The 23094-nt window shown below is 57.6% G+C and carries 20 protein-coding genes, 4 tRNA genes and 1 pseudogene; 18 read left to right on the top strand and 7 right to left on the bottom strand.

The annotated features are described in order from the left end of the window. Positions 1–65 precede the first annotated feature (65 nt). Positions 66–308 carry a hypothetical protein gene (locus tag VD17_RS13005; RefSeq protein ID WP_046054157.1) on the top strand — a complete coding sequence of 81 codons (243 nt, stop codon included), beginning with the start codon at positions 66–68 and terminating at the stop codon, positions 306–308. 28 nt (positions 309–336) lie between these two features. Further along, positions 337–1086 (top strand): TerC family protein, encoded by a 750-nt coding sequence (locus VD17_RS13000; protein WP_046054156.1) that lies wholly within the window; start codon positions 337–339, stop codon positions 1084–1086. Between the two features lie 78 nt (positions 1087–1164). Here VD17_RS13000 and VD17_RS32190 read toward each other — a convergent pair whose 3' ends face one another. Further along, complete coding sequence (locus tag VD17_RS32190; RefSeq protein WP_177338836.1) at positions 1165–1332, bottom strand: hypothetical protein; 168 nt, start codon at positions 1330–1332, stop codon at positions 1165–1167. Between the two features lie 167 nt (positions 1333–1499). Between VD17_RS32190 and VD17_RS12995 the strand changes: the two are divergent. The 3 genes and pseudogenes from VD17_RS12995 to VD17_RS12985 all read left to right on the top strand — a co-directional run bounded on the left by VD17_RS12995 (position 1500) and on the right by VD17_RS12985 (position 2763). Next, a pseudogene (locus tag VD17_RS12995) lies at positions 1500–2229 on the top strand (peptidase C39 family protein). 94 nt (positions 2230–2323) lie between these two features. Next, entirely contained in the window at positions 2324–2530 is a 207-nt protein-coding gene (locus tag VD17_RS12990; protein WP_046054154.1) for a DUF6021 family protein, read from the top strand. A 17-nt stretch (positions 2531–2547) separates the two neighbouring features. After that, the gene (locus VD17_RS12985) at positions 2548–2763 is read left to right on the top strand and encodes a hypothetical protein (RefSeq protein WP_046054153.1); all 216 of its coding nucleotides are present in this window, start codon (positions 2548–2550) and stop codon (positions 2761–2763) included. A 55-nt stretch (positions 2764–2818) separates the two neighbouring features. On the opposite strand, the gene pbpG is transcribed toward VD17_RS12985, so the two are convergent. Both pbpG and folD read right to left on the bottom strand, forming a co-directional pair. Further along, positions 2819–3757 (bottom strand): D-alanyl-D-alanine endopeptidase, encoded by a 939-nt coding sequence (gene pbpG / locus VD17_RS12980; protein WP_033057298.1) that lies wholly within the window; start codon positions 3755–3757, stop codon positions 2819–2821. A 238-nt stretch (positions 3758–3995) separates the two neighbouring features. After that, entirely contained in the window at positions 3996–4850 is an 855-nt protein-coding gene (gene folD, locus VD17_RS12975; RefSeq protein WP_046054152.1) for a bifunctional methylenetetrahydrofolate dehydrogenase/methenyltetrahydrofolate cyclohydrolase FolD, read from the bottom strand. Positions 4851–5125: 275 nt separating this feature from the next. Here folD and VD17_RS12970 point away from each other — a divergent pair. From VD17_RS12970 to VD17_RS12920, 11 genes are all read left to right on the top strand, one after another. Further along, positions 5126–5202 (top strand) — tRNA-Arg (locus VD17_RS12970). 32 nt (positions 5203–5234) lie between these two features. Continuing rightward, positions 5235–5310: transfer RNA gene (locus VD17_RS12965), tRNA-His, on the top strand. A gap of 57 nt (positions 5311–5367) precedes the next feature. Continuing rightward, positions 5368–5452: transfer RNA gene (locus tag VD17_RS12960), tRNA-Leu, on the top strand. 77 nt (positions 5453–5529) lie between these two features. After that, positions 5530–5605, top strand: a tRNA-His gene (locus VD17_RS12955). 403 nt (positions 5606–6008) lie between these two features. Next, positions 6009–7319, top strand: coding sequence for a trigger factor (gene tig / locus VD17_RS12950; protein WP_033057294.1), 1311 nt, complete (start codon positions 6009–6011; stop codon positions 7317–7319). Between the two features lie 93 nt (positions 7320–7412). Then, a complete protein-coding gene (gene clpP, locus VD17_RS12945; protein WP_033057292.1) occupies positions 7413–8048 on the top strand; it encodes an ATP-dependent Clp endopeptidase proteolytic subunit ClpP in 636 nt (211 codons plus the stop codon). 112 nt (positions 8049–8160) lie between these two features. Next, positions 8161–9444, top strand: a complete 1284-nt coding sequence (gene clpX / locus VD17_RS12940) for an ATP-dependent Clp protease ATP-binding subunit ClpX (protein WP_007946893.1) — start codon at positions 8161–8163, stop codon at positions 9442–9444. Positions 9445–9605: 161 nt separating this feature from the next. Continuing rightward, positions 9606–12002, top strand: a complete 2397-nt coding sequence (lon, locus tag VD17_RS12935) for an endopeptidase La (protein WP_027926069.1) — start codon at positions 9606–9608, stop codon at positions 12000–12002. A 147-nt stretch (positions 12003–12149) separates the two neighbouring features. Further along, positions 12150–12422 (top strand): HU family DNA-binding protein, encoded by a 273-nt coding sequence (locus tag VD17_RS12930; protein ID WP_002552737.1) that lies wholly within the window; start codon positions 12150–12152, stop codon positions 12420–12422. Between the two features lie 233 nt (positions 12423–12655). Continuing rightward, positions 12656–14527, top strand: a complete 1872-nt coding sequence (locus VD17_RS12925) for a SurA N-terminal domain-containing protein (protein ID WP_046054151.1) — start codon at positions 12656–12658, stop codon at positions 14525–14527. A gap of 229 nt (positions 14528–14756) precedes the next feature. After that, the gene (locus VD17_RS12920) at positions 14757–15575 is read left to right on the top strand and encodes a DUF2242 domain-containing protein (RefSeq protein ID WP_046054150.1); all 819 of its coding nucleotides are present in this window, start codon (positions 14757–14759) and stop codon (positions 15573–15575) included. Between the two features lie 350 nt (positions 15576–15925). Here the strand turns inward: VD17_RS12920 and VD17_RS12915 are convergent, their stop codons facing one another. Together VD17_RS12915 and VD17_RS12910 are read right to left on the bottom strand one after the other, a co-directional pair. Next, the gene (locus VD17_RS12915) at positions 15926–16966 is read right to left on the bottom strand and encodes an AraC family transcriptional regulator (RefSeq protein ID WP_046054149.1); all 1041 of its coding nucleotides are present in this window, start codon (positions 16964–16966) and stop codon (positions 15926–15928) included. Between the two features lie 3 nt (positions 16967–16969). Beyond that, positions 16970–18100, bottom strand: coding sequence for a carbon-nitrogen hydrolase family protein (locus VD17_RS12910; protein ID WP_046054148.1), 1131 nt, complete (start codon positions 18098–18100; stop codon positions 16970–16972). A 209-nt stretch (positions 18101–18309) separates the two neighbouring features. Here VD17_RS12910 and VD17_RS12905 point away from each other — a divergent pair, with 209 nt between their 5' ends. Both VD17_RS12905 and VD17_RS12900 read left to right on the top strand, forming a co-directional pair. Continuing rightward, entirely contained in the window at positions 18310–20349 is a 2040-nt protein-coding gene (locus tag VD17_RS12905; RefSeq protein WP_046054147.1) for an oxidoreductase, read from the top strand. 170 nt (positions 20350–20519) lie between these two features. After that, positions 20520–21437, top strand: a complete 918-nt coding sequence (locus tag VD17_RS12900; RefSeq protein ID WP_046054180.1) for a 1-aminocyclopropane-1-carboxylate deaminase/D-cysteine desulfhydrase — start codon at positions 20520–20522, stop codon at positions 21435–21437. A 10-nt stretch (positions 21438–21447) separates the two neighbouring features. On the opposite strand, the gene VD17_RS12895 is transcribed toward VD17_RS12900, so the two are convergent. Together VD17_RS12895 and phnX are read right to left on the bottom strand one after the other, a co-directional pair. Next, the gene (locus tag VD17_RS12895) at positions 21448–21996 is read right to left on the bottom strand and encodes a cytochrome b (protein WP_046054146.1); all 549 of its coding nucleotides are present in this window, start codon (positions 21994–21996) and stop codon (positions 21448–21450) included. 187 nt (positions 21997–22183) lie between these two features. Continuing rightward, positions 22184–23011: a phosphonoacetaldehyde hydrolase gene (phnX, locus tag VD17_RS12890; protein WP_046054145.1), complete on the bottom strand. Its 828-nt coding sequence runs from the start codon at positions 23009–23011 to the stop codon at positions 22184–22186. Positions 23012–23094: the final 83 nt, after the last annotated feature.

Below are 23094 nucleotides of genomic sequence, written 5' to 3'. Positions count from 1 at the left end.
CTTAGAATGCTCCGCTATCGACGGGTGGCCTTTTCGGCCCTGTCTGTTCTATCGAGGAAAGCATCATGAAGCTTAAAACCACGGCACTGTTGATCACGTCTTTACTGGTCCTGGCCGGTTGTGACCAGGCCGAAAAAAGCGCTCAACAACTGATGGGCAAGGCTGCCGAAACCGCCAAACAAGCGATCGACGACACCCACAAAGCCGCAGAGCAGGCAATCAGTGACGCCACTGGCGGGCTTATCAGCAAGAAAGAACAACCGGCCGAAGATAAAGCGAAAACCGAATCGTCGTCCCAGGAAATCTAAACCGTCTTAAAAGAGTCAGGACTGACCCATGGAATACCTTTTAGAACTTGCTGCAAGCCCCACCGCCTGGGTCGCCCTGGCTACGTTGATCGTCATGGAAATCGTGCTCGGCATCGATAACCTGATCTTCATTTCGATCCTGACCAATAAACTGCCCGAGCAGCACCGACAGAAGGCGCGGCGCATTGGTATCGGCATGGCACTGATCCTGCGACTGGCGCTGTTGAGCACCATCGCGTTCATCGTCCAGTTGACTGAGCCTGTGATCGATATCTTCGGCCAGACGTTCTCCTGGAAGGACATGATTCTGATTGCCGGCGGCCTGTTCCTGTTGTGGAAGGCGACCACCGAGATCCATCACAGCATGGACCCAGCGCCAGATGATCCAACGTCGGCCACCTCGACCGTGACCTTGGGCTTTGCCGCCGCGATTGGTCAGATCCTGCTGCTGGACATGGTGTTCTCCATCGACAGCATCATTACCGCTGTCGGCATGACCGAGCATTTGCCGATCATGATCATCGCGGTGGTGGTGTCGGTACTGGTTATGTTGCTGGCGGCTGATCCCCTGGCCAAGTTCATCAACGACAACCCGACGGTGGTGATGCTGGCGCTGGGCTTCCTGATCATGATCGGCATGACGCTGATCGCCGAAGGTTTCGGCGCCCATGTACCGAAAGGTTACGTGTATGCGGCCATGGCGTTCTCGGCGACGATCGAGGGGTTGAACATGATGTCGCGACGGGCAAAGCAGAAGCGTATCGCCGCTGAAGCATAACCTGCGTTAAACGAAACGGCCGCCGGTGCTCGAAAGAGCCCAGGCGGCCGTTTTTGTCTGGATACACAAGTGTGTCGGTCAATGCGCGGTAGCGTGCTGCTCAGCGGTCTTATCGGGTTTCGCCACCGGCGTCGATTGAGCCGGATGATGGTGCCGGCGGGTAATGCGCAGGACTCCCCATAACATGGCGGTGGCAACGGCCAGCCAACCAGAAATCAACATCACAATGGTCATTGTCAGGCTCATCAGTGCCTCCTCTTCGCCCTGCTGCGGGCACACACTCTTTGCACATGACAGTCTAGTCGCTGCTGTGTTTCAGGCTATTGACCAAAGGTCCGCTGTGACCAATCAGTTCGCTCTATCGAATGCCATCATCTGCCGGTTAAGGCTATACCGCTGCCGCGCGGCGTCCTATGATCGACGGCCAAGCCGGGAGCGCGAATGCCTGGCGTCTAAATCAAGAGAGTGATGATGGTGCGGGTATTTTCTCGAATTCGATCTTTAGTGCTGGTCGTTGGCTGCGTTGCCGGTCTGGCTGGCTGCGCAGGGAGTGTGGCACCTGAAATCAAGCGCCTGCCGGAGCGTGTCGAGCTCAGTGGCACGTTCTACCGTGGCGTGGCGAATCAGAGTGGGCCGCAAGTGCTGGCCAGCATGTTGTCCCAGCAAGGCATTGTGATTACGCCAGGTTTGCTCGAAAAACCGTTGCATTTGCCGGGTGCCGAAGCCCAGTTGCAGCAGAACATGCAGAACCTCGCTCGCGAGTACGGCATGGTCGTCTATCCCCTCGACAGCAATCTGCCTGCTCTGTTGACCCAGGTGGCGGCCGGTTACCCGGTAATGGTGCGTTTCACGGAAGGCTCGGCGTTCTGGGCTGAACCGCGTTACGCCATTCTTGCCGGGTACAACCGTCAGAAGCAGACAGTGCTGCTGCGCTCGGGTATGAATCGTCGGGAGTTGATGGGCTTCGGTTCGTTTGAATCGGCGCTCAAGGATGCCGGTGGCTGGGCCGTGCTGATCCAGAAGCCGGATCAACTGCCGGCCAATGTCGATCAGCAGCGATGGCTCAAGGCCGCGAGCGATCTTGCCCAGGCAGGTCAGGAACAGGCGGCCGCCAGGGCGAAGAAAGCGCTGAACGCGCAATAAGTCCGTTCGTCATCTGTCGGGCACCCCTGCACGTTGCCGACCTCTAAAGAAGTAGGGCCCGGATTTCTCCGGGTCAGACTCAAAGGAGGCGCCCATGGCAACTTCCACTACCCCTGTCGGCCCGCATTCATCTGAGCATTCTTCGGGTAATGAGTTGGGCTTCGATCCCGATTCGCCGGACCTCGCCGATCCTCAGGTCGACCCCATCGGACCCGCCAGGGCGCCCAGGGATGTGAAGCCGGGCGACAATCCCAAGGCGCCTGCGAAGCCTTACGATCCACTCGCCGATCTGAAACCCTGAGCCTGAGTGAGGTGCATATGTCTACCGATTCGAGTTTCGACGACAAACGTCCGGACAGCGTTCCAACCACGCCGGAAGAGGGTGTTGACCCCGTGATGGATCCGAACAGCCCGTTAAGGGATCCTTTGGCCAGGCCAGTAGTTGTGCCCACGGAGCATCCACAAGGCTGGAAAGACCCGAGTGCCGGGGACGGCATTCCGGATGACGACCAGATGCCGTTGCCCAATGATTAACGCCGGACGAAAAAAAGCCCCGAATAGTCGGGGCTTTCTTTTACCTGTCGTTTAGTTATTTCGACGCTTCAACCACGCCGCTCTGACGATGCTTGAGGTTCTTGTCGGATTTGTACTGCAAGGCTGCAGTCGGCACGTTCGTGCCCCTGCCGGTTTCCACCCAACTGCGAATGCGAGTGGCATCGGCAAAGTGCGTGTACTTGCCAAAGGCGTCGAGGATGACCAGCGCAACCGGGCGATTGCCCATGCTGGTGACCAGCACCAGGCAGTGACCAGCCTCGTTGGTGAAGCCGGTTTTCGTCAGCTTGATGTCCCAGTTCGGCTTGTTGACCAAATGGTCGGTATTACGGAAACCCAGGCTGTAGTTGGGTTTACGGAACGAGACGGTTTTTTCCTTGGTCGTACTCAGCTCAGTCAATAGCGGGTACTTGTGCGCAGCGATCAGCAGTTTGCTCAGGTCGCGGGCCGTGGACACGTTGCGAGGGGAGAGGCCGGTGGGTTCGACGAAGTGCGTGTTGGTCATGCCCAATGCTTTCGCTTTGGCATTCATTGCGGCAATGAACGCGACGTAGCCACCCGGATAGTGATGGGCCAGGCTCGCGGCAGCGCGGTTTTCCGAGGACATCAGGGCGATCAGCAGCATTTCCTTGCGCGGCATTTCGCTGTTGAGTTTGACCCGGGAGAACACGCCTTTCATTTCCGGGGTGTCGCTGATGTTGATGTTGATGTATTCGTCCATGTTCTGCCTGGCTTCAACCACAACCAGCCCGGTCATCAGTTTGCTGACGGAAGCGATCGGCACAACCACGTCGGGATTGCTGGCATAGATGACTTTGTTGGTCTGCAGATCCATCAGCAATGCGCTGCCGGAAGCGATCTTCAGTGATGACGTATCGCGCGGCGCCGAAGTGGTGTCGGCAGCGTTGACCATTGGCGTGGTGAAAGTCCCTGTAAATGCAAAAAATAGGCTCAGGATGGAAAGACGGATTTTCACGCTGGCAGACTCGTTAGGTGTGGATAAGCCGTTCTGTAACGGGTTGTTTCTTTAAAAACGACGCATTTTAGGAGTATGGCTGAAGAACTGTCGATGGTTGATCAATGAACAGATCAAAGTCCTTGAAAACCCCTACAAGCAGTAGGTTTCCGGCGAGCGGTAACGTTTTTAATTCAGACAAAAAGAACCCCGCCAATGGCGGGGTTCCTTGGTTCGTCGCAGCCATGAAAATGCGAACTCAGCTGTGCAGTGTTTCGGCTGCGTACAGCGTGTTTTCCAGCAGGCAAGCGCGGGTCATCGGGCCAACGCCACCCGGGACTGGGGTGATCCAGCCGGCGCGGGGCAGGGCGGTGTCGTAGATCACGTCACCGACCAGTTTGCCGTCTTCCTGGCGGTTGATGCCGACGTCGATCACGATCGCGCCTTCCTTGATCCACTCACCTTTTACCAGCCCCGGCTTGCCGGCGGCGACCACCACCAGATCGGCGCGACCGACGTGGCCTGCCAGATCCTTGGTGAAGCGGTGGGTGACGGTCACGGTGCAGCCGGCCAGCAGCAATTCCATTGCCATCGGGCGGCCAACAATGTTGGAGGCCCCGACAACCACTGCGTCCATCCCGTAGAGATCGACACCGGTACTTTCCAGCAGCGTCATGATGCCTTTAGGCGTGCACGGACGCAGCAGCGGAATACGCTGGGCCAGACGGCCGACGTTATAAGGGTGGAAACCGTCGACGTCCTTGTCTGGACGAATGCGCTCCAGCAATTTGGAGGCGTCCAGGTGTTCAGGTAACGGCAGCTGAAGCAGAACGCCATCAATCGCCGAGTCGTCGTTCAGGCGATCGATCAGATCGGTCAGCGCTTCTTGAGTGGTTTCGGAAGGCAGGTCGTAGGCTTGGGAAATGAAGCCGACCTCTTCACAGTCTTTACGCTTGTGCGAGACATAAACCTGAGAGGCAGGATCGCTGCCGACCAGGATCACCGCGAGGCCGGGCGTGCGCAGACCTTGCTGGCGACGCTCGTTGACGCGTTTGGCGATCTGCTGGCGCAGGCTGGCGGCGATCGATTTGCCGTCGATTAGTTGTGCAGTCATTGCGCGTGATTAACCATCGAGAGGGGAAAAAAAGAGAACGCATTCTCGCATGTCATGAGGTGAGGGCAAAGGCGCTTGGTCTGCAAATTCCTCTAAGCCCTTTAATTAAATGAATTTTTTATAAAAAGGATTTGACGGCCTTCGGGGCGCTCTATACTATTCGTCGCACTTGTCGGGCACAGCCTAGCACTGGATGAGAAGGTCGAGCGGAATTGCGATTCTGCGAGGCTGGAAAGCACTTAGTTTGTAGTCCTCCAAGAGTGCAGATTAATAAGGCGCCCGTAGCTCAGCTGGATAGAGCATCCGCCTTCTAAGCGGATGGTCGCAGGTTCGAGTCCTGCCGGGTGCGCCATTAGGCAGCTTTGGCACAAGTAGCGCAATATGGTGGGCGTAGCTCAGTTGGTAGAGCACGGGATTGTGACTCCCGTTGTCGAGGGTTCGATCCCCTTCGTCCACCCCATATTTCGAAAGGCGCCAGATTAACAGTCTGGCGCCTTTGCTTTAACAGCTTCAAACCGCGGATGTGGTGGAATTGGTAGACACACTGGATTTAGGTTCCAGCGCCGCAAGGTGTAAGAGTTCGAGTCTCTTCATCCGCACCAAATAAAGCTTCACCCAGGCCGGTTGGTTTGGTTGGGGCGCAGCAAAGGAGTTTTTGGCTTCTTTGTCAGGCAATATGGTGGGCGTAGCTCAGTTGGTAGAGCACGGGATTGTGACTCCCGTTGTCGAGGGTTCGATCCCCTTCGTCCACCCCATATTTCGAGAGGCGCCAGATTTAACAGTCTGGCGCCTTTTTTGTTTTAGCGGTTCGAGTATCAATCGGCTGCATGTCCTGGGTCGCAGGGGTGGGGTGTTTCGTCGTATTTATGTTTCTCGATGATGCCGCGCCGCCCGCCGGCCTTGCTCGCAAGACCGGCTGTCAGGGAGATGATTGGCAACTTCTTCTATATATAGAAGGATTGGTGCAGAGCCCTGGCGTGACTGGCTGTATTTGCTAACAGGGCGAGGCACAACCGTTTGTCCCTCGCCTATAAATTGCCTGCTGCTTTTTTACCCGTTTTCAGTAGGGTGACTTCTTGAGTTTGACCCACTAGAATGCATGCCCTTGATTCTGGGGTCGGAAACGGCCGGCTAACGTCTGTGCAACGAGGAATATCCATGCAAGTTTCTGTTGAAAATACTTCTGCTCTTGAGCGCCGCATGAGCATCACCGTGCCGGCTGAGCGCATCGAGACTCAGGTCAACAAGCGTCTGCAGCAGACTGCCCAAAAGGCCAAGATTGCTGGCTTCCGTCCAGGCAAAGTGCCAATGAGTGAAATCAAGCGCCGTTTTGGTGCTGATGCACGTCAGGAAGCGGTTGGCGACGTGATCCAGTCTTCTTTCTACGAAGCTGTTGTTGAACAAAAGCTGAACCCGGCTGGCGCTCCTTCGATCGAGCCGAAATCGCTGGAAGCTGGCAAAGACCTGGAATACGTCGCGGTTTTCGAAGTGTTCCCTGAGTTCACCGTTGCCGGTTTCGAAGGTATCGCGGTTGAGCGCCTGAGCGCTGACGTGGCTGATGCCGATCTGGACAAAATGCTGGAAGTGCTGCGCAAGCAGAACACTCGTTTCGAAGTGGCCGATCGCGCTGCTCAAAACGAAGACCAGCTGAACATCGATTTCGTTGGCAAGGTCGACGGTGAAGTGTTCGCTGGCGGTTCCGCCAAAGGTACTCAGCTGGTTCTGGGTTCCGGCCGCATGATCCCTGGTTTTGAAGACGGTCTGGTTGGCGCTAAAGCCGGCGAAGAGCGCGTTCTGAACCTGACCTTCCCAGAGGACTATCAGAACCTCGACCTGGCAGGCAAAACTGCTGAGTTCACCGTGACCGTGAACACTGTTTCCGAGCCAAAACTGCCAGAACTGACCGAAGAATTCTTCGCTCAATTCGGCATCAAGGAAACTGGTCTGGAAGGCTTCCGCACCGAAGTTCGCAAGAACATGGAGCGTGAACTGCGTCAGGCGATCAAATCCAAGGTCAAGAATCAGGTAATGGACGGTCTGCTGGCCACCAACCCGATCGAAGTGCCTAAGGCTCTGCTGTCCAACGAAGTTGACCGTCTGCGCGTGCAGGCTGTTCAGCAGTTCGGTGGCAACATCAAGCCTGAGCAACTGCCGGCCGAGCTGTTCGAAGAGCAAGCCAAGCGCCGCGTTGTGCTGGGTCTGATCGTGGCTGAAGTGGTCAAGCAATTCGACCTCAAGCCTGACGAAGCCCGCGTTCGTGAAATGATTCAGGAAATGGCTTCGGCTTACCAAGAGCCTGAGCAGGTTGTGTCTTGGTACTACAAGAACGACCAGCAACTGAACGAAGTCCGTTCGGTTGTGCTGGAAGAACAAGTTGTGGATACTGTTCTGCAGAAAGCTAGCGTGACCGACAAATCGGTCTCTTACGAAGAAGCAGTCAAGCCGGTAGAAGCTCCACAAGCCGACTGATCGTTTTTGCGGTAAGAAGTACACACCATAAGCCAGCCTTCGTGCTGGCTTATGCGTATTCAAGACATAACTATTTGGGAGTGACTGCAGAGCATGTTCCGAAATTCGTATATTCAGCAGAACTCTGATATCCAGGCCGCAGGCGGCCTGGTCCCGATGGTTGTCGAGCAGTCTGCTCGTGGCGAGCGCGCCTATGACATCTACTCGCGCCTTCTCAAGGAGCGAGTGATCTTTCTGGTTGGTCCGGTAGAGGACTACATGGCCAACCTGATCTGTGCGCAACTGCTGTTCCTTGAAGCGGAAAACCCGGACAAGGACATCCATCTCTATATCAACTCCCCGGGCGGTTCGGTGACGGCGGGCATGTCGATCTACGACACCATGCAGTTCATCAAGCCAAACGTGTCGACCACCTGTATCGGTCAAGCGTGCAGCATGGGTGCGTTTCTATTGACGGCCGGTGCCGCTGGCAAGCGTTACTGCCTGCCGAACTCGCGTGTGATGATTCACCAGCCACTGGGCGGTTTCCAGGGCCAGGCTTCGGATATCGAAATCCATGCCAAGGAAATCCTCTTCATTCGTGAGCGTCTCAACACGCTGATGGCCAAGCATAGCGGGCACACTCTTGAAGAAATCGAGCGCGATACCAACCGCGATAATTTCATGAGTGCAGAAGCAGCGCGTGAATACGGGTTGATCGATGAAGTGATCAGCCAGCGCCCCGCTTAAATTAAGCAGCTCAAAATAGGGTTGGTCGGCGCGTCCGATCACTAGCGGGCTTGAAAAAGCCCGCAATAGCCTTCATCTTGTGTTGCAAGCCTATCGGATTTGGATCGAACGAATGACTGACACCCGCAACGGCGAGGACAACGGCAAGCTGCTCTATTGCTCCTTCTGTGGCAAAAGCCAGCATGAAGTGCGCAAATTGATTGCCGGCCCCTCGGTCTTTATCTGCGACGAGTGCGTCGACCTGTGCAATGACATCATCCGTGAGGAGGTGCAGGAAGCCCAGGCCGAAAGCAGCGCGCATAAATTGCCTTCGCCTAAAGAAATCAGCGGCATCCTTGATCAGTACGTGATTGGTCAGGAGCGTGCGAAAAAGGTTCTGGCCGTAGCGGTGTACAACCACTACAAGCGCCTGAACCAGCGTGATAAAAAGAATGACGATGTCGAACTTGGCAAGAGCAACATCTTGCTGATCGGCCCGACAGGCTCGGGTAAAACCCTGCTTGCCGAAACACTGGCCCGCTTGCTGAACGTTCCGTTCACCATCGCCGACGCAACCACCCTCACCGAGGCAGGTTACGTGGGTGAAGATGTCGAAAACATCATTCAGAAGCTGCTGCAGAAGTGCGATTACGACGTAGAAAAGGCCCAAATGGGCATTGTCTACATCGATGAGATCGACAAGATCTCGCGCAAGTCTGACAACCCGTCGATCACCCGGGACGTTTCCGGTGAAGGCGTGCAGCAGGCCCTGCTCAAGTTGATCGAAGGCACGGTCGCTTCCGTTCCGCCTCAAGGTGGTCGCAAGCATCCGCAGCAGGAATTCCTTCAGGTCGACACCCGTAACATCCTGTTCATCTGCGGTGGTGCGTTCTCCGGTCTGGAAAAGGTTATTCAAAACCGTTCCACCAAGGGCGGCATCGGTTTCAACGCGGAAGTGCGCAGCAAGGAAGAAGGCAAGAAAGTCGGTGAGTCCCTGCGTGAAGTCGAGCCTGACGATCTGGTCAAGTTCGGTCTGATCCCTGAATTCGTCGGTCGTCTGCCGGTACTTGCCACGCTGGACGAGCTTGATGAGGCTGCGTTGATGCAGATTCTCACCGAGCCGAAAAATGCTCTGACCAAACAGTATGCCAAGCTGTTCGAGATGGAAGGTGTGGACCTGGAATTCCGGGCCGACGCTCTGAAATCGGTCGCCAAACGTGCCCTGGAACGCAAAACCGGTGCCCGTGGACTGCGCTCGATTCTCGAAGGCGTATTGCTCGACACTATGTATGAAATCCCCTCGCAGTCCGAGGTGAGTAAAGTAGTGATCGACGAAAGCGTTATAGAAGGCAAGTCCAAGCCACTGTATATCTACGAAAACAGTGAGCCGGCTGCCAAGGCAGCGCCAGACGCCTAAGCGTCACGCTGCTGGAATAAAGAAGGGGCCTTCGGGCCCCTTTGCTTTTTGCGCGTTTTAACACCTTCTTTAAGCTTGTTTTTTTTGAAGGTAGCCCCCATCTTGGTTTCAAGCTCACTTCCATCTGTTTACGGCCTTATGGCCGCCGTAGAGGCGAAATCATGAAGACAACCATCGAATTGCCTCTCCTGCCATTGCGTGATGTTGTGGTTTATCCGCACATGGTTATCCCGCTGTTCGTGGGGCGCGAGAAATCCATCGAAGCCCTCGAGGCAGCGATGACGGGCGACAAGCAGATCCTTCTGCTGGCTCAGAGAAACCCTGCTGACGACGATCCCGGTGAAGATGCACTTTATCGCGTAGGTACCATTGCTACCGTTCTACAGCTGCTCAAGCTGCCTGACGGCACGGTCAAGGTTTTGGTCGAAGGTGAGCAGCGGGGCGCCGTTGAGCGTTTCAGCGAAGTGGACGGCCACTGCCGTGCCGAAGTCTCATTGATCGACGAAGTCGACGCGCCAGAGCGCGAGTCGGAAGTATTCGTACGCAGCCTGCTGGCTCAGTTCGAACAATATGTGCAGCTGGGCAAGAAAGTACCGGCTGAAGTCCTGTCGTCGCTCAACAGCATCGACGAACCAGGTCGCCTGGTCGACACCATGGCCGCACACATGGCCCTGAAGATCGAGCAGAAGCAGGAAATCCTCGAAATCATCGATTTGTCGGCCCGGGTCGAGCACGTTCTGGCGTTGCTGGATGCCGAGATCGACCTGCTGCAAGTCGAAAAACGCATTCGTGGTCGCGTCAAAAAACAAATGGAGCGCAGCCAGCGCGAGTACTACCTGAATGAGCAGATGAAGGCCATTCAAAAAGAGCTCGGCGACAGCGACGAAGGCCACAACGAAATCGAAGAGCTGAAAAAGCGCATCGATGCCGCTGGTCTGCCGAAGGATGCCTTGGCCAAAGCCCAGGGTGAACTGAACAAGTTAAAACAAATGTCGCCAATGTCTGCGGAAGCGACCGTGGTGCGCTCGTATATTGACTGGCTGGTTCAGGTGCCGTGGAAGGCGCAGAGCAAAGTGCGTCTGGATCTTGCGCGCGCTGAAGACATTCTCGATGCAGACCACTATGGTCTGGAAGAAGTCAAAGAACGGATCCTCGAATACCTCGCCGTGCAAAAACGCGTGAAGAAAATTCGTGGCCCTGTGTTGTGCCTGGTCGGTCCTCCTGGGGTGGGTAAAACCTCTCTGGCGGAGTCGATTGCTCACGCTACCAACCGGAAATTCGTGCGCATGGCCCTCGGTGGCGTGCGTGATGAAGCGGAAATTCGTGGTCATCGCCGTACTTATATCGGTTCGATGCCAGGAAGATTGATTCAAAAGATGACAAAAGTGGGCGTCCGCAACCCGCTGTTCCTGCTCGATGAAATCGACAAAATGGGCAGCGACATGCGTGGCGATCCGGCGTCGGCGTTGCTGGAAGTGCTCGACCCTGAGCAGAACCACAACTTCAACGATCACTATCTGGAAGTCGACTACGACTTGTCCGATGTGATGTTCCTTTGCACCTCGAACTCCATGAACATTCCACCCGCCTTGCTGGACCGGATGGAAGTGATTCGTCTGCCGGGTTACACCGAAGACGAAAAGATCAACATTGCCGTCAAATACCTTTCGCCAAAGCAGATTACGGCTAACGGCTTGAAAAAAGGCGAGCTGGAATTCGACGCCGAGGCGATCCGCGACATCATCCGCTACTACACCCGCGAAGCCGGTGTACGTGGGCTGGAACGCCAGATTGCCAAGGTTTGCCGCAAGGCGGTCAAAGAGCATGCAATGGAAAAACGCTTCTCGGTGAAGGTCACTGCCGAGATGCTGGAACACTTCCTGGGCGTGCGCAAATTCCGCTACGGTCTGGCCGAATCGCAGGATCAGATCGGTCAGGTCACCGGGCTGGCGTGGACTCAGGTGGGCGGCGAATTGCTGACCATCGAAGCCGCCGTCGTACCGGGTAAAGGCCAGTTGATCAAGACCGGTTCCTTGGGTGACGTCATGGTCGAATCGATCACTGCGGCCCTGACCGTTGTTCGCAGTCGCGCGAAGAGCCTGGGGATTCCCCTGGACTTCCACGAGAAGCGCGACACGCATATCCACATGCCGGAAGGGGCGACCCCGAAGGACGGCCCTAGCGCCGGTGTGGGCATGTGCACGGCTCTGGTATCGGCATTGACCGGGATCCCTGTGCGCGCGGACGTTGCCATGACTGGCGAAATTACGCTGCGTGGTCAGGTGCTGGCGATTGGTGGTTTGAAAGAAAAACTGCTCGCTGCTCACCGTGGCGGAATCAAGACGGTGATCATTCCTGAAGAGAACGTACGCGATCTGAAGGAAATTCCTGACAATATCAAGCAAGATCTGCAGATTAAACCGGTTAAATGGATTGACGAGGTCCTGCAAATTGCGCTGCAATACGCGCCGGAGCCCTTGCCAGATGTAGCTCCAGAGATAGTTGCAAAGGATGAAAAACGCGAGTCTGACTCTAAGGAAAGAATTAGCACGCATTAGTACGCATTTGCCTGGGTGGCTTGTTGACAGCTTTTTAGAGCCCTTGTTATAAAGCGGCTCTTAAGTGTCTGTAGGCCATTCAGCACTCGTTTTTGCTTTCACCAAAAAACTTAGAATCATACTCAAATAGATATAAGGGGACTTAGAGTGAACAAGTCGGAACTGATTGATGCTATCGCTGCATCCGCTGATATCCCGAAAGCTGCTGCTGGCCGTGCGCTGGACGCTGTAATCGAATCCGTCACTGGCGCTCTCAAGGCTGGCGACTCTGTTGTTCTGGTTGGTTTCGGTACTTTCTCCGTAACTGATCGTCCAGCTCGCATTGGTCGTAACCCACAGACCGGTAAGACATTGGAAATCGCAGCTGCTAAAAAACCAGGTTTCAAAGCCGGTAAAGCACTGAAAGAAGCTGTCAACTAAGTTCGATTCAGGTTTTTGCCTATCCGGGTCGGGGTCATGCCTGACCTGGCAGCGGAGCGGTAGTCCAGTCGGCGAGTCGCCGATCCGAGACGCCGAGGCTCGCAAGTTCGAGTCATCGGTCCGCTCCGCCAGTTACGAGAAGGCGCATCCTCGGATGCGCCTTTCTTCTATCCGGATTCTACCCACGCTCCACGGTTGCCTAATTTTGAAGTTCAACCGTTTCTGGGGGACGCATGCTGCAGAATATCAGGGACAATTCACAAGGCTGGATTGCCAAGACCATTATCGGGGTCATCGTTGCACTGATGGCCTTGACCGGTTTCGACGCCATCTTCAAGGCCACGACGCACAGCAATGATGCGGCCAAGGTCAATGGCGAAGAAATCAGCCAGAACGAGCTGAGCCAGGCGGTCGATATGCAACGCCGTCAGCTCATGCAACAGCTGGGCAAGGATTTCGATGCTTCCTTGCTCGACGAAAAAATGTTGCGCGAATCGGCCCTCAAAGGCCTGATCGACCGCAAGCTGCTGCTGCAAGGCGCAGAAAACTCGAAGTTCGCTTTTTCCGAAGCTGCTTTGGACCAGGTGATCCTGCAAACGCCTGAATTCCAGGTTGATGGCAAGTTCAGCCCGGAGCGTTTCGACCAGGTTGTTCGCCAACTCGGCTACAGCCGCATGCAATTCCGCCAGATGCTGGCTCAGGAAATGCTGATCGGTCAGCTGCGCGCTGGTCTGGCAGGTAGCGGTTTCGTCACCGACGCACAGGTTCTGGCATTCGCCCGTCTGGAAAAACAGACCCGCGATTTCGCTTCCCTGAACGTCAAGGTTGACCCGGCGGCTGTGAAGCTGACCGACGATGAAGTCAAAGCTTACTACGACGAACACGCCAAGGAATTCATGACACCGGATCAGGTGGTCATTGATTACCTGGAGTTGAAGAAGGCTTCCTTCTTTGATCAGGTCAGCGTCAAGGACGAAGACCTGCAAGCGGCGTATCAGAAAGAAACCGCGAACCTGTCCGAACAACGCCGGGCCGCGCACATTCTGATCGAAGTGAACGACAAGGTGACCGAAGCTCAAGCCAAGGCCAAGATCGAAGAGATCCAGGCACGTCTGGCAAAAGGCGAGAAGTTCGAGGCTCTGGCCAAGGAATTCTCCCAGGATCCTGGTTCGGCGAACAACGGCGGTGACCTCGGCTTTGCCGGTCCTGGCGTCTACGATCCAGCCTTCGAAACAGCGCTGTATGCGTTGGCCAAGGATCAGGTCTCGGCGCCGGTTCGCACCGACTTCGGTTTCCACCTGATCAAGCTGTTGGGCGTTGAAGCGCCTGAAGTGCCGACGCTCGCCAGCCTGAAAGACAAGCTGACCCGTGAGCTGAAAACCCAGCAGGTCGAGCAGCGTTTCGTCGAGGCGACCAAACAACTGGAAGACTCGTCGTTCGAAGCTTCCGATCTGGCTCAGCCGGCGCAGGACCTGAAGCTCACTGTTCATACGTCGAAGCCGTTCGGCCGTGAAGGTGGCGAAGGTGTTGCGGCCAACCGTGCCGTGGTCACTGCAGCGTTCAGCCCTGAAGTGCTGGATGAGGGTGCCAACAGCACCGCCATCGAGCTCGATCCGGAAACCGTGATCGTGCTGCGCGCCAAGGAACACCTGAAGCCTGCGCAACTGCCGCTGGAAAGCGTAGCTGCCAGTATTCGCGTGCAATTGGCCAAGGAGCACGCCAGTGCTGCCGCCAAGACCAAGGCTGAAGAGCTGATTGTCAGCCTGCGCGATGGCAAGACCCCGCTGGACCAGGCGATCGACGGTCAGAGCTGGAAAGTGACCCAGGCAGCCACTCGTGGCCAGGAAGGGGTTGACCCAACCGTGCTGCAGGCGCTGTTCCGCATGCCCAAGCCTGTCGCCAAGGACAAGCCGACCTTCAGCAGCGTGACCCTGGCCGATGGCAGCCTGGTGATCGTGCGTCTGAACGGTGTGAACGAAGCCGCTGCGCCGACCGAAGAAGAGAAGGCTCAATACCGTCGCTTCCTCGCTTCGCGCATTGGCCAGCAAGACTTTGCGGCCTACCGCAAACTGCTGGAAAGCCAGGCTGAGATCAAACGCTACTGATGCCTGACTGAGTTTTGCAGTACACAAAGACCCCGGCCGGAAGGCCGGGGTTTTTTATGGGCGAAACAAAGGCAGCGCGGGTTACCCGTCGCCTAAGTGTTTACCGTGCGACTTTTTCCTGTAAATGACAGTCAGTAGACTTGTAACTGTTTTAAGACACTAATCGATACTCCGCTAAGCATCGATCTGTTGCACAATACGCCCCGGACCGTTTTCCTCAGGATGTTCAATGTTTATATCAATTCCCATGCGTGTTGCAGGGCTGGCGTTGGTGCTGGCCGCCGCGGCCGGCTGCTCGTCGAAGAAAGCCCCTATCTACGAGCATGAGAACTTCGATGACTCCGGGACGTTTTCGCGCAGCTACCCGGTGACTGATGCGCAGACGTGCGAAGCCGCCCGTCGGGCATTGCTCAGCCAGGGCTACATCATCACCAGCTCTGACCCGAAACTGGTCAGCGGACACAAAAGCTTCCAGCAGACCGGCGAAACCCACATGGAGATCAGCTTCAGTGTGGTCTGTGCCGATGACGGCAGTGAGGGGCTCCACGCGACCATGTTCGCCAACGCCCTGCAGGATCGATATGCGTTGAAGAAGACCAACAACTCCGCCAGCGTTGGTGTAGGCGTGCTGGGTTCTGTGTCGATGCCGATCGGCTCGTCCGACGACTCGATGGTCAAGGTCGCCAGCGAAACCGTATCGTCGCCCAAGTTCTACGAGCGTTTCTTCACCCTGGTCGAGTTGTTCCTGCCGCCGGAAGCGAAAAAGGCCGCGCACATCAAGGATAAGCCGAAACCCGATCTCGGCGTGCCTGAAGCCAAGGCTGCACCGGCTCCGTTGGCGCCGACTGCGGCAGAACCTGCGCCGGCACCTGCCGAAGCTGCTCCAGCAGCCTCTGAGCCTGTTGCGCCGCCGCCTGAAGCCGCTCCGATTGCGCCAGCCGGGAATTCCGAACCGGCATCGACCACGGAAACCGTCACTCCGCCGCCCCAATCAAGCCTGCCTCCACCCACCGAGCCTATTTCGGCCATTCCTGTCTCTGGCCAGTAATCGTGCTCTGACGCTGCGGGATCGGGTCAGACGACACCGATCCCGCAGTGGCTTTTAAATTGATCCGCGTCAACCCCGGCCGTTGTCCTACGGCCTGTATCGAAAAAATCCTGTGATAAATTCCTGACGGCCTGCTACGTTTTATTAAGTAGCCGCTGAGCGTCGTGCCTGCGTCATTTTTCTTTCACGTGGGCACTTTATGCTTGGGGCGCTGGTCATTTATTCAGGCGTTTTTTTCAACGAGCTGTGGGGGATTCAAAATGGACGATTATCAAGAAGAACTGCTCGAGTATCAGGCGTTTGAACTGGACCCGCTGGAACCGGCCGAAGACGCTACCGAGCTGTAAGCGTCAAGCGGATTGGCGATGACTGCGGCGAAACTCGCCGGGAGTCTGGCCGTTCCAGCGTTTGAAGGCCCGTTGAAAGGCTTCGGCTGAGGCAAAGCCCAGCAGGTAGGCGATTTCTCCGAACGCCAGTTCGGTATCGCGGATGTAGGTCATGGCCAGGTCGCGACGCGTGTCATTGAGGATCGCGCGAAATTGCGTGCCTTCCTCGGCGAGTTTGCGGCGCAAGGTCCAGGTTGGCAGCTTCAGGCGTGCCGCCACTTCTTCCAGGTCGGGTTCCCGGCCACCATTGAGCAATGGCCCCAGTAGCTGAGTGATGCGTTCACGCAGGCTGCGGGTGCGTGTCAGTTGCTCCAGTTCTCGCTCACACAGTTGCAGCAAGTGTCGCCAGGTGCTCGGGCAGTGTTCCGGGTTGCGCGGGGCGAGGCTGGCAAGGCTCAAGCGCAGTTGATTGTGCTCGCCGCCAAACTGGATCGGGCAGTCGCCCAGCACTTCATAAGCCGTTCGGTAATCCGGCTCATCAAACTCGATCTCTATACGTTCGGCCCGCAACGGGGCAGGGCTTATGCTGGACAATTGCTGCAACCAGCCCGCGATGATCGAATCCACCACGAAGCGGTTGTAGGCGTTGTAAGGGCTGATGGAATAAAACCGCAGCCAGGCACCTTGGGCGTCTTCGTGAAAGCTCGATTGACCGCGATAGTTGGAGCCATACAAGGCTTCGAAGCGAATCAGGCACCGCGCGGCTTCTCGCACCGTTGGCGCCTGAGCGGCCGTGACCCCGGCCAGGCCGACCTGGCTCAGGCGACTGAGCTGACCCATGCGCAAGCCAAGTGCCGGGTTGTCGGTCAGTTGAATGGCGCTGTGGCCCAGGCGCATGTAGCGGGGGATCGAGAGCCGGGCGCTCGCTTCGCTCAGGCGAGCCGCGTCGAGGCCGTATTGTTCGAGTAGTGGCTGAGGGTCTGCACCGTGGCTGCGCACGGCGTCGGCCAGGCTATGAACAAAGCCGACCGACAGATCGCCGAGGCGCATCGGCAACGGTTTCATCGGTTACAACCAGAGGTTCAGCAAACGCGCGCCACGGGCATTGCCGTCGGCGAACTGCTGCCCGTTGCTGCTGAGAAAGCTTTGACCGGCGCTGCCCTGATCCCAGAACTGACCGCGCAGGAACACGCTCATTCCGGCAATTGCCTGGCTGCTGGGCGGTTGAGCGGTGAGTGTCAGACGATGCCAGGCCTGCCCTTCGCTGAGCTCCCCGGCCTTGAGGCTGACGGAACCAGGCGTCGACAGCCCCTTGTATCCGCGCCACGGTTTGTCCCAGGTGCCGCGCCCGATCACAAACGCCGGGACCGCAACGAACTGCGCCCCTTGGTCGTCGAGCTTGCGGTAATTGTCCGGGTACCAGCTGTCGCTGCCGATCAGCACACCCAGGCGTCCGGCCGGGGTGTCGACGACGTTGAGCGTATGCTCGCCATTGGCGGCGATGACATCATGTTCATCGAAAATTGGATGCATCTGGCGCTGGGGCTGGCCAATTGGCAGACCATCGCGGCCGAACACCACGGTGCTGTTGTACAACGCGCCGCGGCCTATTTTCAGGGTGCCGTCGATGACGCTGGGCTCGGGCAGCACGATGGAGCCCGCCACCAACGTCACGTGGAATTCTTTCGCCAGACCACCAAACAGCGCCTGGTAGTCCTTGGCCATACCTTTGGCCTTCATGCGTAGGTGCGCGTCGTCCAGACGTTTTTCGCCCTGGGCGCTGATCAGTGCGCGGACGAACTTCAGGGGGTTACTGACCGCCAGCCAGTTCATGGCCTCCTTGAGCGTGGTGGCCTGGTACAGCTCATCTTTTTCCCCGCTGACCATCAACCAGGTGCCGATATGTTCGGGCAGGACGACGATGGTTTTTTCATTCAGCAGGCCCTGGTCCTGGGCCTTCTGCAAATAGGCCGCCAACTTGCGGTGCAAGCGTTCGGAGCTTTGATAGTCGGTGGGAAACAGCTCGGGCTGGATGCCCAGCAAATTGCCGCGATCAGCGGGTGTGCCTTGGTCAACCGCAAGATTAATCCGCAGGTCCGACAGGTAATGACCCACCGGACGGTCCGCGGCCCACATGGCGTAGGTCGTAAGGGCGGCAATCAATGCCATGGAGAAGGTCAGGTACAGAAGTTTGCGCATGGGGAAACAGTCAACAGCCGTGTGCAGGGTTCGCGACTAGGGTAGGGCGCATGCCGGTGCTTGCCAAGGGGCGCTGCACATTTGGATCAATAAGTTGTCAGTTTCGGTCATTGAGTGACAGCGGCGCGACTCTTAGTCTGTCCAATATGACTGACGGGGGCCGAAGAGCTCCTGCACTTTTTCCGTGATCGCTCGATGTGGAGTTACCGATGGCCGCCGCTCATTACCCGCACCTGTTGGCCCCGCTGGACCTGGGTTTTACCACGCTGCGCAATCGTACCCTGATGGGTTCGATGCACACCGGTCTTGAGGAAAAGCCCGGCGGTTTCGAGCGCATGGCGGCGTACTTCGCCGAACGTGCCCTAGGCGGCGTTGGCCTGATGGTCACCGGCGGCATTGGCCCGAACGATGAGGGCGGGGTGTACTCCGGCGCAGCGAAACTGACCACCGAGGAAGAAGCGCTCAAGCACCAGATTGTCACCCGTGCGGTGCACGAGGCGGGCGGCAAGATCTGCATGCAGATCCTTCACGCCGGGCGTTATGCCTACAGCCCGAAACAGGTCGCGCCGAGCGCCATTCAGGCACCGATCAACCCGTTCAAGCCGAAAGAGCTGGACGAGGAAGGCATCGAGAAACAGATCAGCGATTTCGTCACCTGTTCGACCCTGGCGCAACAGGCCGAGTACGACGGCGTCGAGATCATGGGCTCCGAAGGTTATTTCATTAACCAGTTCCTCGCCGCCCACACCAACCACCGTACTGACCGCTGGGGTGGCAGCTACGAAAACCGCATGCGCCTGCCGGTGGAAATCGTCCGCCGGGTGCGCGAAGCCGTAGGTCCGAATTTCATTATTATCTTCCGCCTGTCGATGCTCGATCTGGTGGAAGGCGGCAGCAGCTGGGAAGAAATCGTCCAGTTGGCCAAGGCCATCGAACAGGCCGGTGCGACGATTATCAACACCGGCATCGGCTGGCACGAAGCGCGGATCCCGACCATCGCCACCAAAGTGCCGCGCGGCGCGTTCAGCAAGGTCACGGCCAAGCTGCGTGGGTCGGTGAGCATTCCGCTGATCACCACCAACCGTATCAATACCCCGGAAGTCGCCGAGCAGATTCTGGCCGAAGGCGATGCCGACATGGTCTCCATGGCGCGGCCGTTCCTCGCCGACCCGGACTTCGTCAACAAGGCCGCTGAAGGTCGTGCTGATGAAATCAATACCTGCATCGGTTGCAACCAGGCCTGCCTGGACCACACCTTCGGCGGCAAGTTGACCAGTTGCCTGGTGAACCCGCGCGCCTGTCACGAAACCGAACTCAATTACCTGCCGGTGCAGCAGATCAAGAAAATCGCGGTGGTCGGTGCCGGCCCTGCGGGTTTGTCCGCGGCGACCGTGGCGGCTGAGCGTGGTCATCAGGTGACGCTGTTTGATTCGGCCAGCGAAATCGGCGGCCAGTTCAACATCGCCAAGCGTGTGCCGGGCAAGGAAGAGTTCTTCGAAACCCTGCGCTACTTCAATCGCAAACTGCAGACCACCCACGTTGAAGTGTGCCTGAACACCCGCGTCGACGTGGCGAAACTGGTTGAGGGCGGTTACGACGAGATCATTCTCGCCACCGGCATTGCGCCAAGAACGCCAGCGATTCCGGGTGTCGAGAACGCCAAGGTGCTGAGCTACCTGGACGTGATCCTTGAGCGCAAACCGGTGGGCAAGCGCGTCGCGGTGATCGGCGCCGGTGGTATCGGATTCGATGTCTCGGAGTTCCTGGTTCACCAGGGCGTGGCCACCAGCCAGAATCGCGAAGCGTTCTGGAAGGAGTGGGGCATCGATACGCATCTGCAAGCGCGCGGCGGTGTCGCCGGCATCAAGGCTGAACCCCATGCACCGGCGCGTGAAGTGTTCCTGCTGCAGCGCAAGAAATCCAAGGTCGGCGATGGCCTGGGTAAAACCACCGGCTGGATTCACCGCACCGGTCTGAAAAACAAGCAGGTGCAGATGCTCAACAGCGTCGAGTACCTGAAGATCGACGACGAAGGTTTGCACATCCGCATCGGCGAAACCGGCGAGCCGCAAGTGCTGCCGGTGGACAACATCGTGATCTGCGCCGGTCAGGATCCGCTGCGTGAATTGCACGAGGGGCTGGTGGCGGCCGGGCAGAACGTGCATTTGATTGGCGGCGCGGATGTGGCGGCAGAGCTGGATGCCAAGCGCGCAATCAACCAAGGGTCCCGGTTGGCTGCTGAGTTGTAATAAGCAGGCTCAGCGTGCCAATGGCTTTCGTCGGAACGCCGCCCGGAGCAAGCTCGCTCCCACAGTAGATCTTCGGTGCGACATGGATCGAGTGTGGGAGCGAGCTTGCTCGCGATGGCTGACCTTGAGCGACTAGAATGCTGGATCTATCCGAGCACAATCAGGCGCCAATGCTTTCCCCTCCAACCGATTGGCTTTCCCAGGCCCCCCTCGAGCCCCTACATCTCGGCTGGCTGACCAATGCCGGCATCGAAGTCGCGATCCTGCGCCTTGACCAGATCGACCCCCTGATCAGCGGCAACAAGTGGTTCAAACTCATCGAACACCTGAAAGCTGCTGACCAGATCGCTGCCAAAGGCATCATCAGTCTGGGCGGTGCCCACTCCAACCATCTGCATGCACTGGCCGCGGCGGGTAAGCGTTTTGGTTTTCGCACCGTTGGCCTGCTGCGCGGTCATCCGCAAGAAACGCCGACGGTGAAAGATTTGCAGGCGTTCGGCATGCAGTTGCATTGGCTGGGTTATGGCGGTTATCGAGCGCGGCACGAGCCGGGTTTCTGGTTGCCATGGCAGGCGCAGTATCCCGATCTGCATCCGGTGCCGGAAGGTGGCGGCGGTTTGCAGGGCGCCAAGGGCTGCCGGCAGTTGAGGACAATGGTCAGCGAGCAACTTAACGGTCTGGGCTGGAGCGACTATGACGGCTGGTGGCTGGCCTGCGGAACGGGCACGACCCTGGCCGGTCTGGTGCTGGCCGAAGCAGGTGAACACCCGGTGTATGGCGCGCTGGCGGTGCCCGACGATCATGGTGTGGCGCAGCAAGTCGAATCAATTGTGCAAGAGGCGGGTTTACACCATCGCGCCTATGAATTGTTCGACGCCAGCCGTGGCGGCTTTGCCAAAGTCGATCCGCTGTTGCTCGAATTCATTGATCAGACCGAACAGGCCAGCGGCATTCCCCTCGAACCGCTGTACACCGGCAAAGCCCTGTTGGCGCTCAAGCAGCAAGTAGAAGCCGGAAAATTCGAAAAGGGCACGCACCTGATCTTTATCCATACCGGTGGTTTGCAGGGGCGCCGGGGTTTCCAGTGAGCGGCGGGATTCAACCGCGCTTGGGCATCATCCGCAGCAAGGTGTTATCACCCACGACATAGTGGTGATAAATCCCCGCCACGGCGTGCAGGCCGATCAGCCAGTATCCAATGGTGCCGCCGAGTCCATGCCAACCCTCAATCTGCCTGGCCAACGCCTTGTCCTCCGCGACCAGCAGCGGCAGGTCGAAGCCGTAGAACATCACTTGGTGACCTTTTGCGCTGGTGACCAGCCAGCCCAGAATCGGCATGGCAATCATGAAAATGTACAGCGCCCAGTGCATCAGTTTGGCCAACACGGTCTGCCAGTGAGGCGAGGCCGGGAAGATTTGCGGCGCGGGGCCCAGGCTGCGAGCAAACAGCCGCAGCCAGACCAATACAAACACCGTCAAGCCCAGCAAAAAGTGCGATTCGGTGATCAGCGCCCGGCCGCCACTGCCTTTTGGAAAGATTCCGCGAAATTCGATGCAGGCGTAAACCAGCGCCAGCAGGGCCACCATCAACCAATGCAGCGCGATCGATACGGTGCTGTAGCGTGAGTCGGAATTCTTCCAGGGCATACGGCGTTCCTCACAGGTCAGGTCCAGACCACCGTTCTTGTTCGACGGCGTGCTTTAACTGTAATCCGCTTTGGTGGATTTGCCTGTGGCTATTTGGGCGTTCAATGCTCTAGATCAGGAGGCCGGCCACAAAAAAGCGCCAGTTCCGTCAAGGAGCTGGCGCTTTTTAATGCGGCGACAGCTGCAATCAGTTGGTTTGCGGCATCTCGCCCTTGGCCAGGCGCTGGTTGATATCGGCGATCACTTCCGGCAAATCGGTGATGGTGTCGATCATATAGTGCGGCCGCGAGCCTTCGAACATAGCTTGGATGCGCTTGCGTTCGCTGGCCAGTTTGTCGCTGCCGAGAGCGCGGTAACCTTCGTAGTCCAAGCCGAGCGCGTTACCCGAGCAGATCAGCGCCACGGTCCACATGCCGGCACGGCGCCCCTCGAGAATGCCCGGCACGGTGTCGTCGATCTTCACGCAGGCCGCGACATCATCGATCCCGAGGGCGATCACGTTAGCCAGCGCCTGGGCCGGCCATGGGCGGCCGTTGGGCACTTCGTCGGTGGCGACCACGTGGTCGGCGACGTAACCGTTGGTGGCGGCCAGCTCGACAACTTTGTCCATGACCTGTTTTGGATAGCCGGAGCAGGAGCCAATCTTGATCCCTTGCTGGCGCAGATTGGCGATGGTGTCCAGTGCGCCCGGAATCAGCGCCGAGTGCTCGGCGATTTTCTCGATTTGCAGGGGCATGAAGCGTTTGTAGATGGCGGTGACGTCATCGTCGGTCGGCGTACGGCCGAACACCTGGCGATAACGTTCGGCCACTTCCGGCTGATCGCACAGGGTGCGGATATGGTCCCACTTGCCCATGCCCATCGGGCCGCGGGCTTCTTCGATGGACACCTGGACGTCGAACTCGGCGAAGGCTTCGACAAAAATCTGAGTGGGCGCGAAGGAACCGAAGTCGACCACGGTGCCGGCCCAGTCGAGGAAGGCGGCTTGCAGCTTGGTTGGGTTTGCGTAGTTCATGTTTCAAATCCTGTATTGGGGAATGAAGAGCCCTGTAGCAGCTGTCGAGCCCTAGCGAGGCAGCGTTCGGCTGCGCAGCAGTC

The organism is Pseudomonas fluorescens (assembly GCF_000968015.1).
Taxonomy (GTDB): Bacteria; Pseudomonadota; Gammaproteobacteria; order Pseudomonadales; family Pseudomonadaceae; genus Aquipseudomonas; species Aquipseudomonas fluorescens_W.
This window is presented reverse-complemented; position numbering and strand designations above follow the sequence as displayed.

What these genes read in the sequence shown, in the direction of transcription:
- clpP (WP_033057292.1), top strand. Translation starts at nt 7,413, where the DNA reads ATGTTCCGAAATTCGTATATTCAGCAGAACTCTGATATCCAGGCCGCA.
- VD17_RS12985 (WP_046054153.1), top strand. Translation starts at nt 2,548, where the DNA reads ATGTCTACCGATTCGAGTTTCGACGACAAACGTCCGGACAGCGTTCCA.
- clpX (WP_007946893.1), top strand. Translation starts at nt 8,161, where the DNA reads ATGACTGACACCCGCAACGGCGAGGACAACGGCAAGCTGCTCTATTGC.
- VD17_RS12905 (WP_046054147.1), top strand. Translation starts at nt 18,310, where the DNA reads ATGGCCGCCGCTCATTACCCGCACCTGTTGGCCCCGCTGGACCTGGGT.
- tig (WP_033057294.1), top strand. Translation starts at nt 6,009, where the DNA reads ATGCAAGTTTCTGTTGAAAATACTTCTGCTCTTGAGCGCCGCATGAGC.
- VD17_RS13005 (WP_046054157.1), top strand. Translation starts at nt 66, where the DNA reads ATGAAGCTTAAAACCACGGCACTGTTGATCACGTCTTTACTGGTCCTG.
- VD17_RS12920 (WP_046054150.1), top strand. Translation starts at nt 14,757, where the DNA reads ATGTTTATATCAATTCCCATGCGTGTTGCAGGGCTGGCGTTGGTGCTG.
- VD17_RS12910 (WP_046054148.1), bottom strand. Translation starts at nt 18,100, where the DNA reads ATGCGCAAACTTCTGTACCTGACCTTCTCCATGGCATTGATTGCCGCC.
- folD (WP_046054152.1), bottom strand. Translation starts at nt 4,850, where the DNA reads ATGACTGCACAACTAATCGACGGCAAATCGATCGCCGCCAGCCTGCGC.
- VD17_RS12990 (WP_046054154.1), top strand. Translation starts at nt 2,324, where the DNA reads ATGGCAACTTCCACTACCCCTGTCGGCCCGCATTCATCTGAGCATTCT.
- VD17_RS12895 (WP_046054146.1), bottom strand. Translation starts at nt 21,996, where the DNA reads ATGCCCTGGAAGAATTCCGACTCACGCTACAGCACCGTATCGATCGCG.
- VD17_RS12915 (WP_046054149.1), bottom strand. Translation starts at nt 16,966, where the DNA reads ATGAAACCGTTGCCGATGCGCCTCGGCGATCTGTCGGTCGGCTTTGTT.
- VD17_RS12900 (WP_046054180.1), top strand. Translation starts at nt 20,520, where the DNA reads ATGCTTTCCCCTCCAACCGATTGGCTTTCCCAGGCCCCCCTCGAGCCC.
- VD17_RS32190 (WP_177338836.1), bottom strand. Translation starts at nt 1,332, where the DNA reads ATGAGCCTGACAATGACCATTGTGATGTTGATTTCTGGTTGGCTGGCC.
- VD17_RS12925 (WP_046054151.1), top strand. Translation starts at nt 12,656, where the DNA reads ATGCTGCAGAATATCAGGGACAATTCACAAGGCTGGATTGCCAAGACC.
- phnX (WP_046054145.1), bottom strand. Translation starts at nt 23,011, where the DNA reads ATGAACTACGCAAACCCAACCAAGCTGCAAGCCGCCTTCCTCGACTGG.
- lon (WP_027926069.1), top strand. Translation starts at nt 9,606, where the DNA reads ATGAAGACAACCATCGAATTGCCTCTCCTGCCATTGCGTGATGTTGTG.
- VD17_RS13000 (WP_046054156.1), top strand. Translation starts at nt 337, where the DNA reads ATGGAATACCTTTTAGAACTTGCTGCAAGCCCCACCGCCTGGGTCGCC.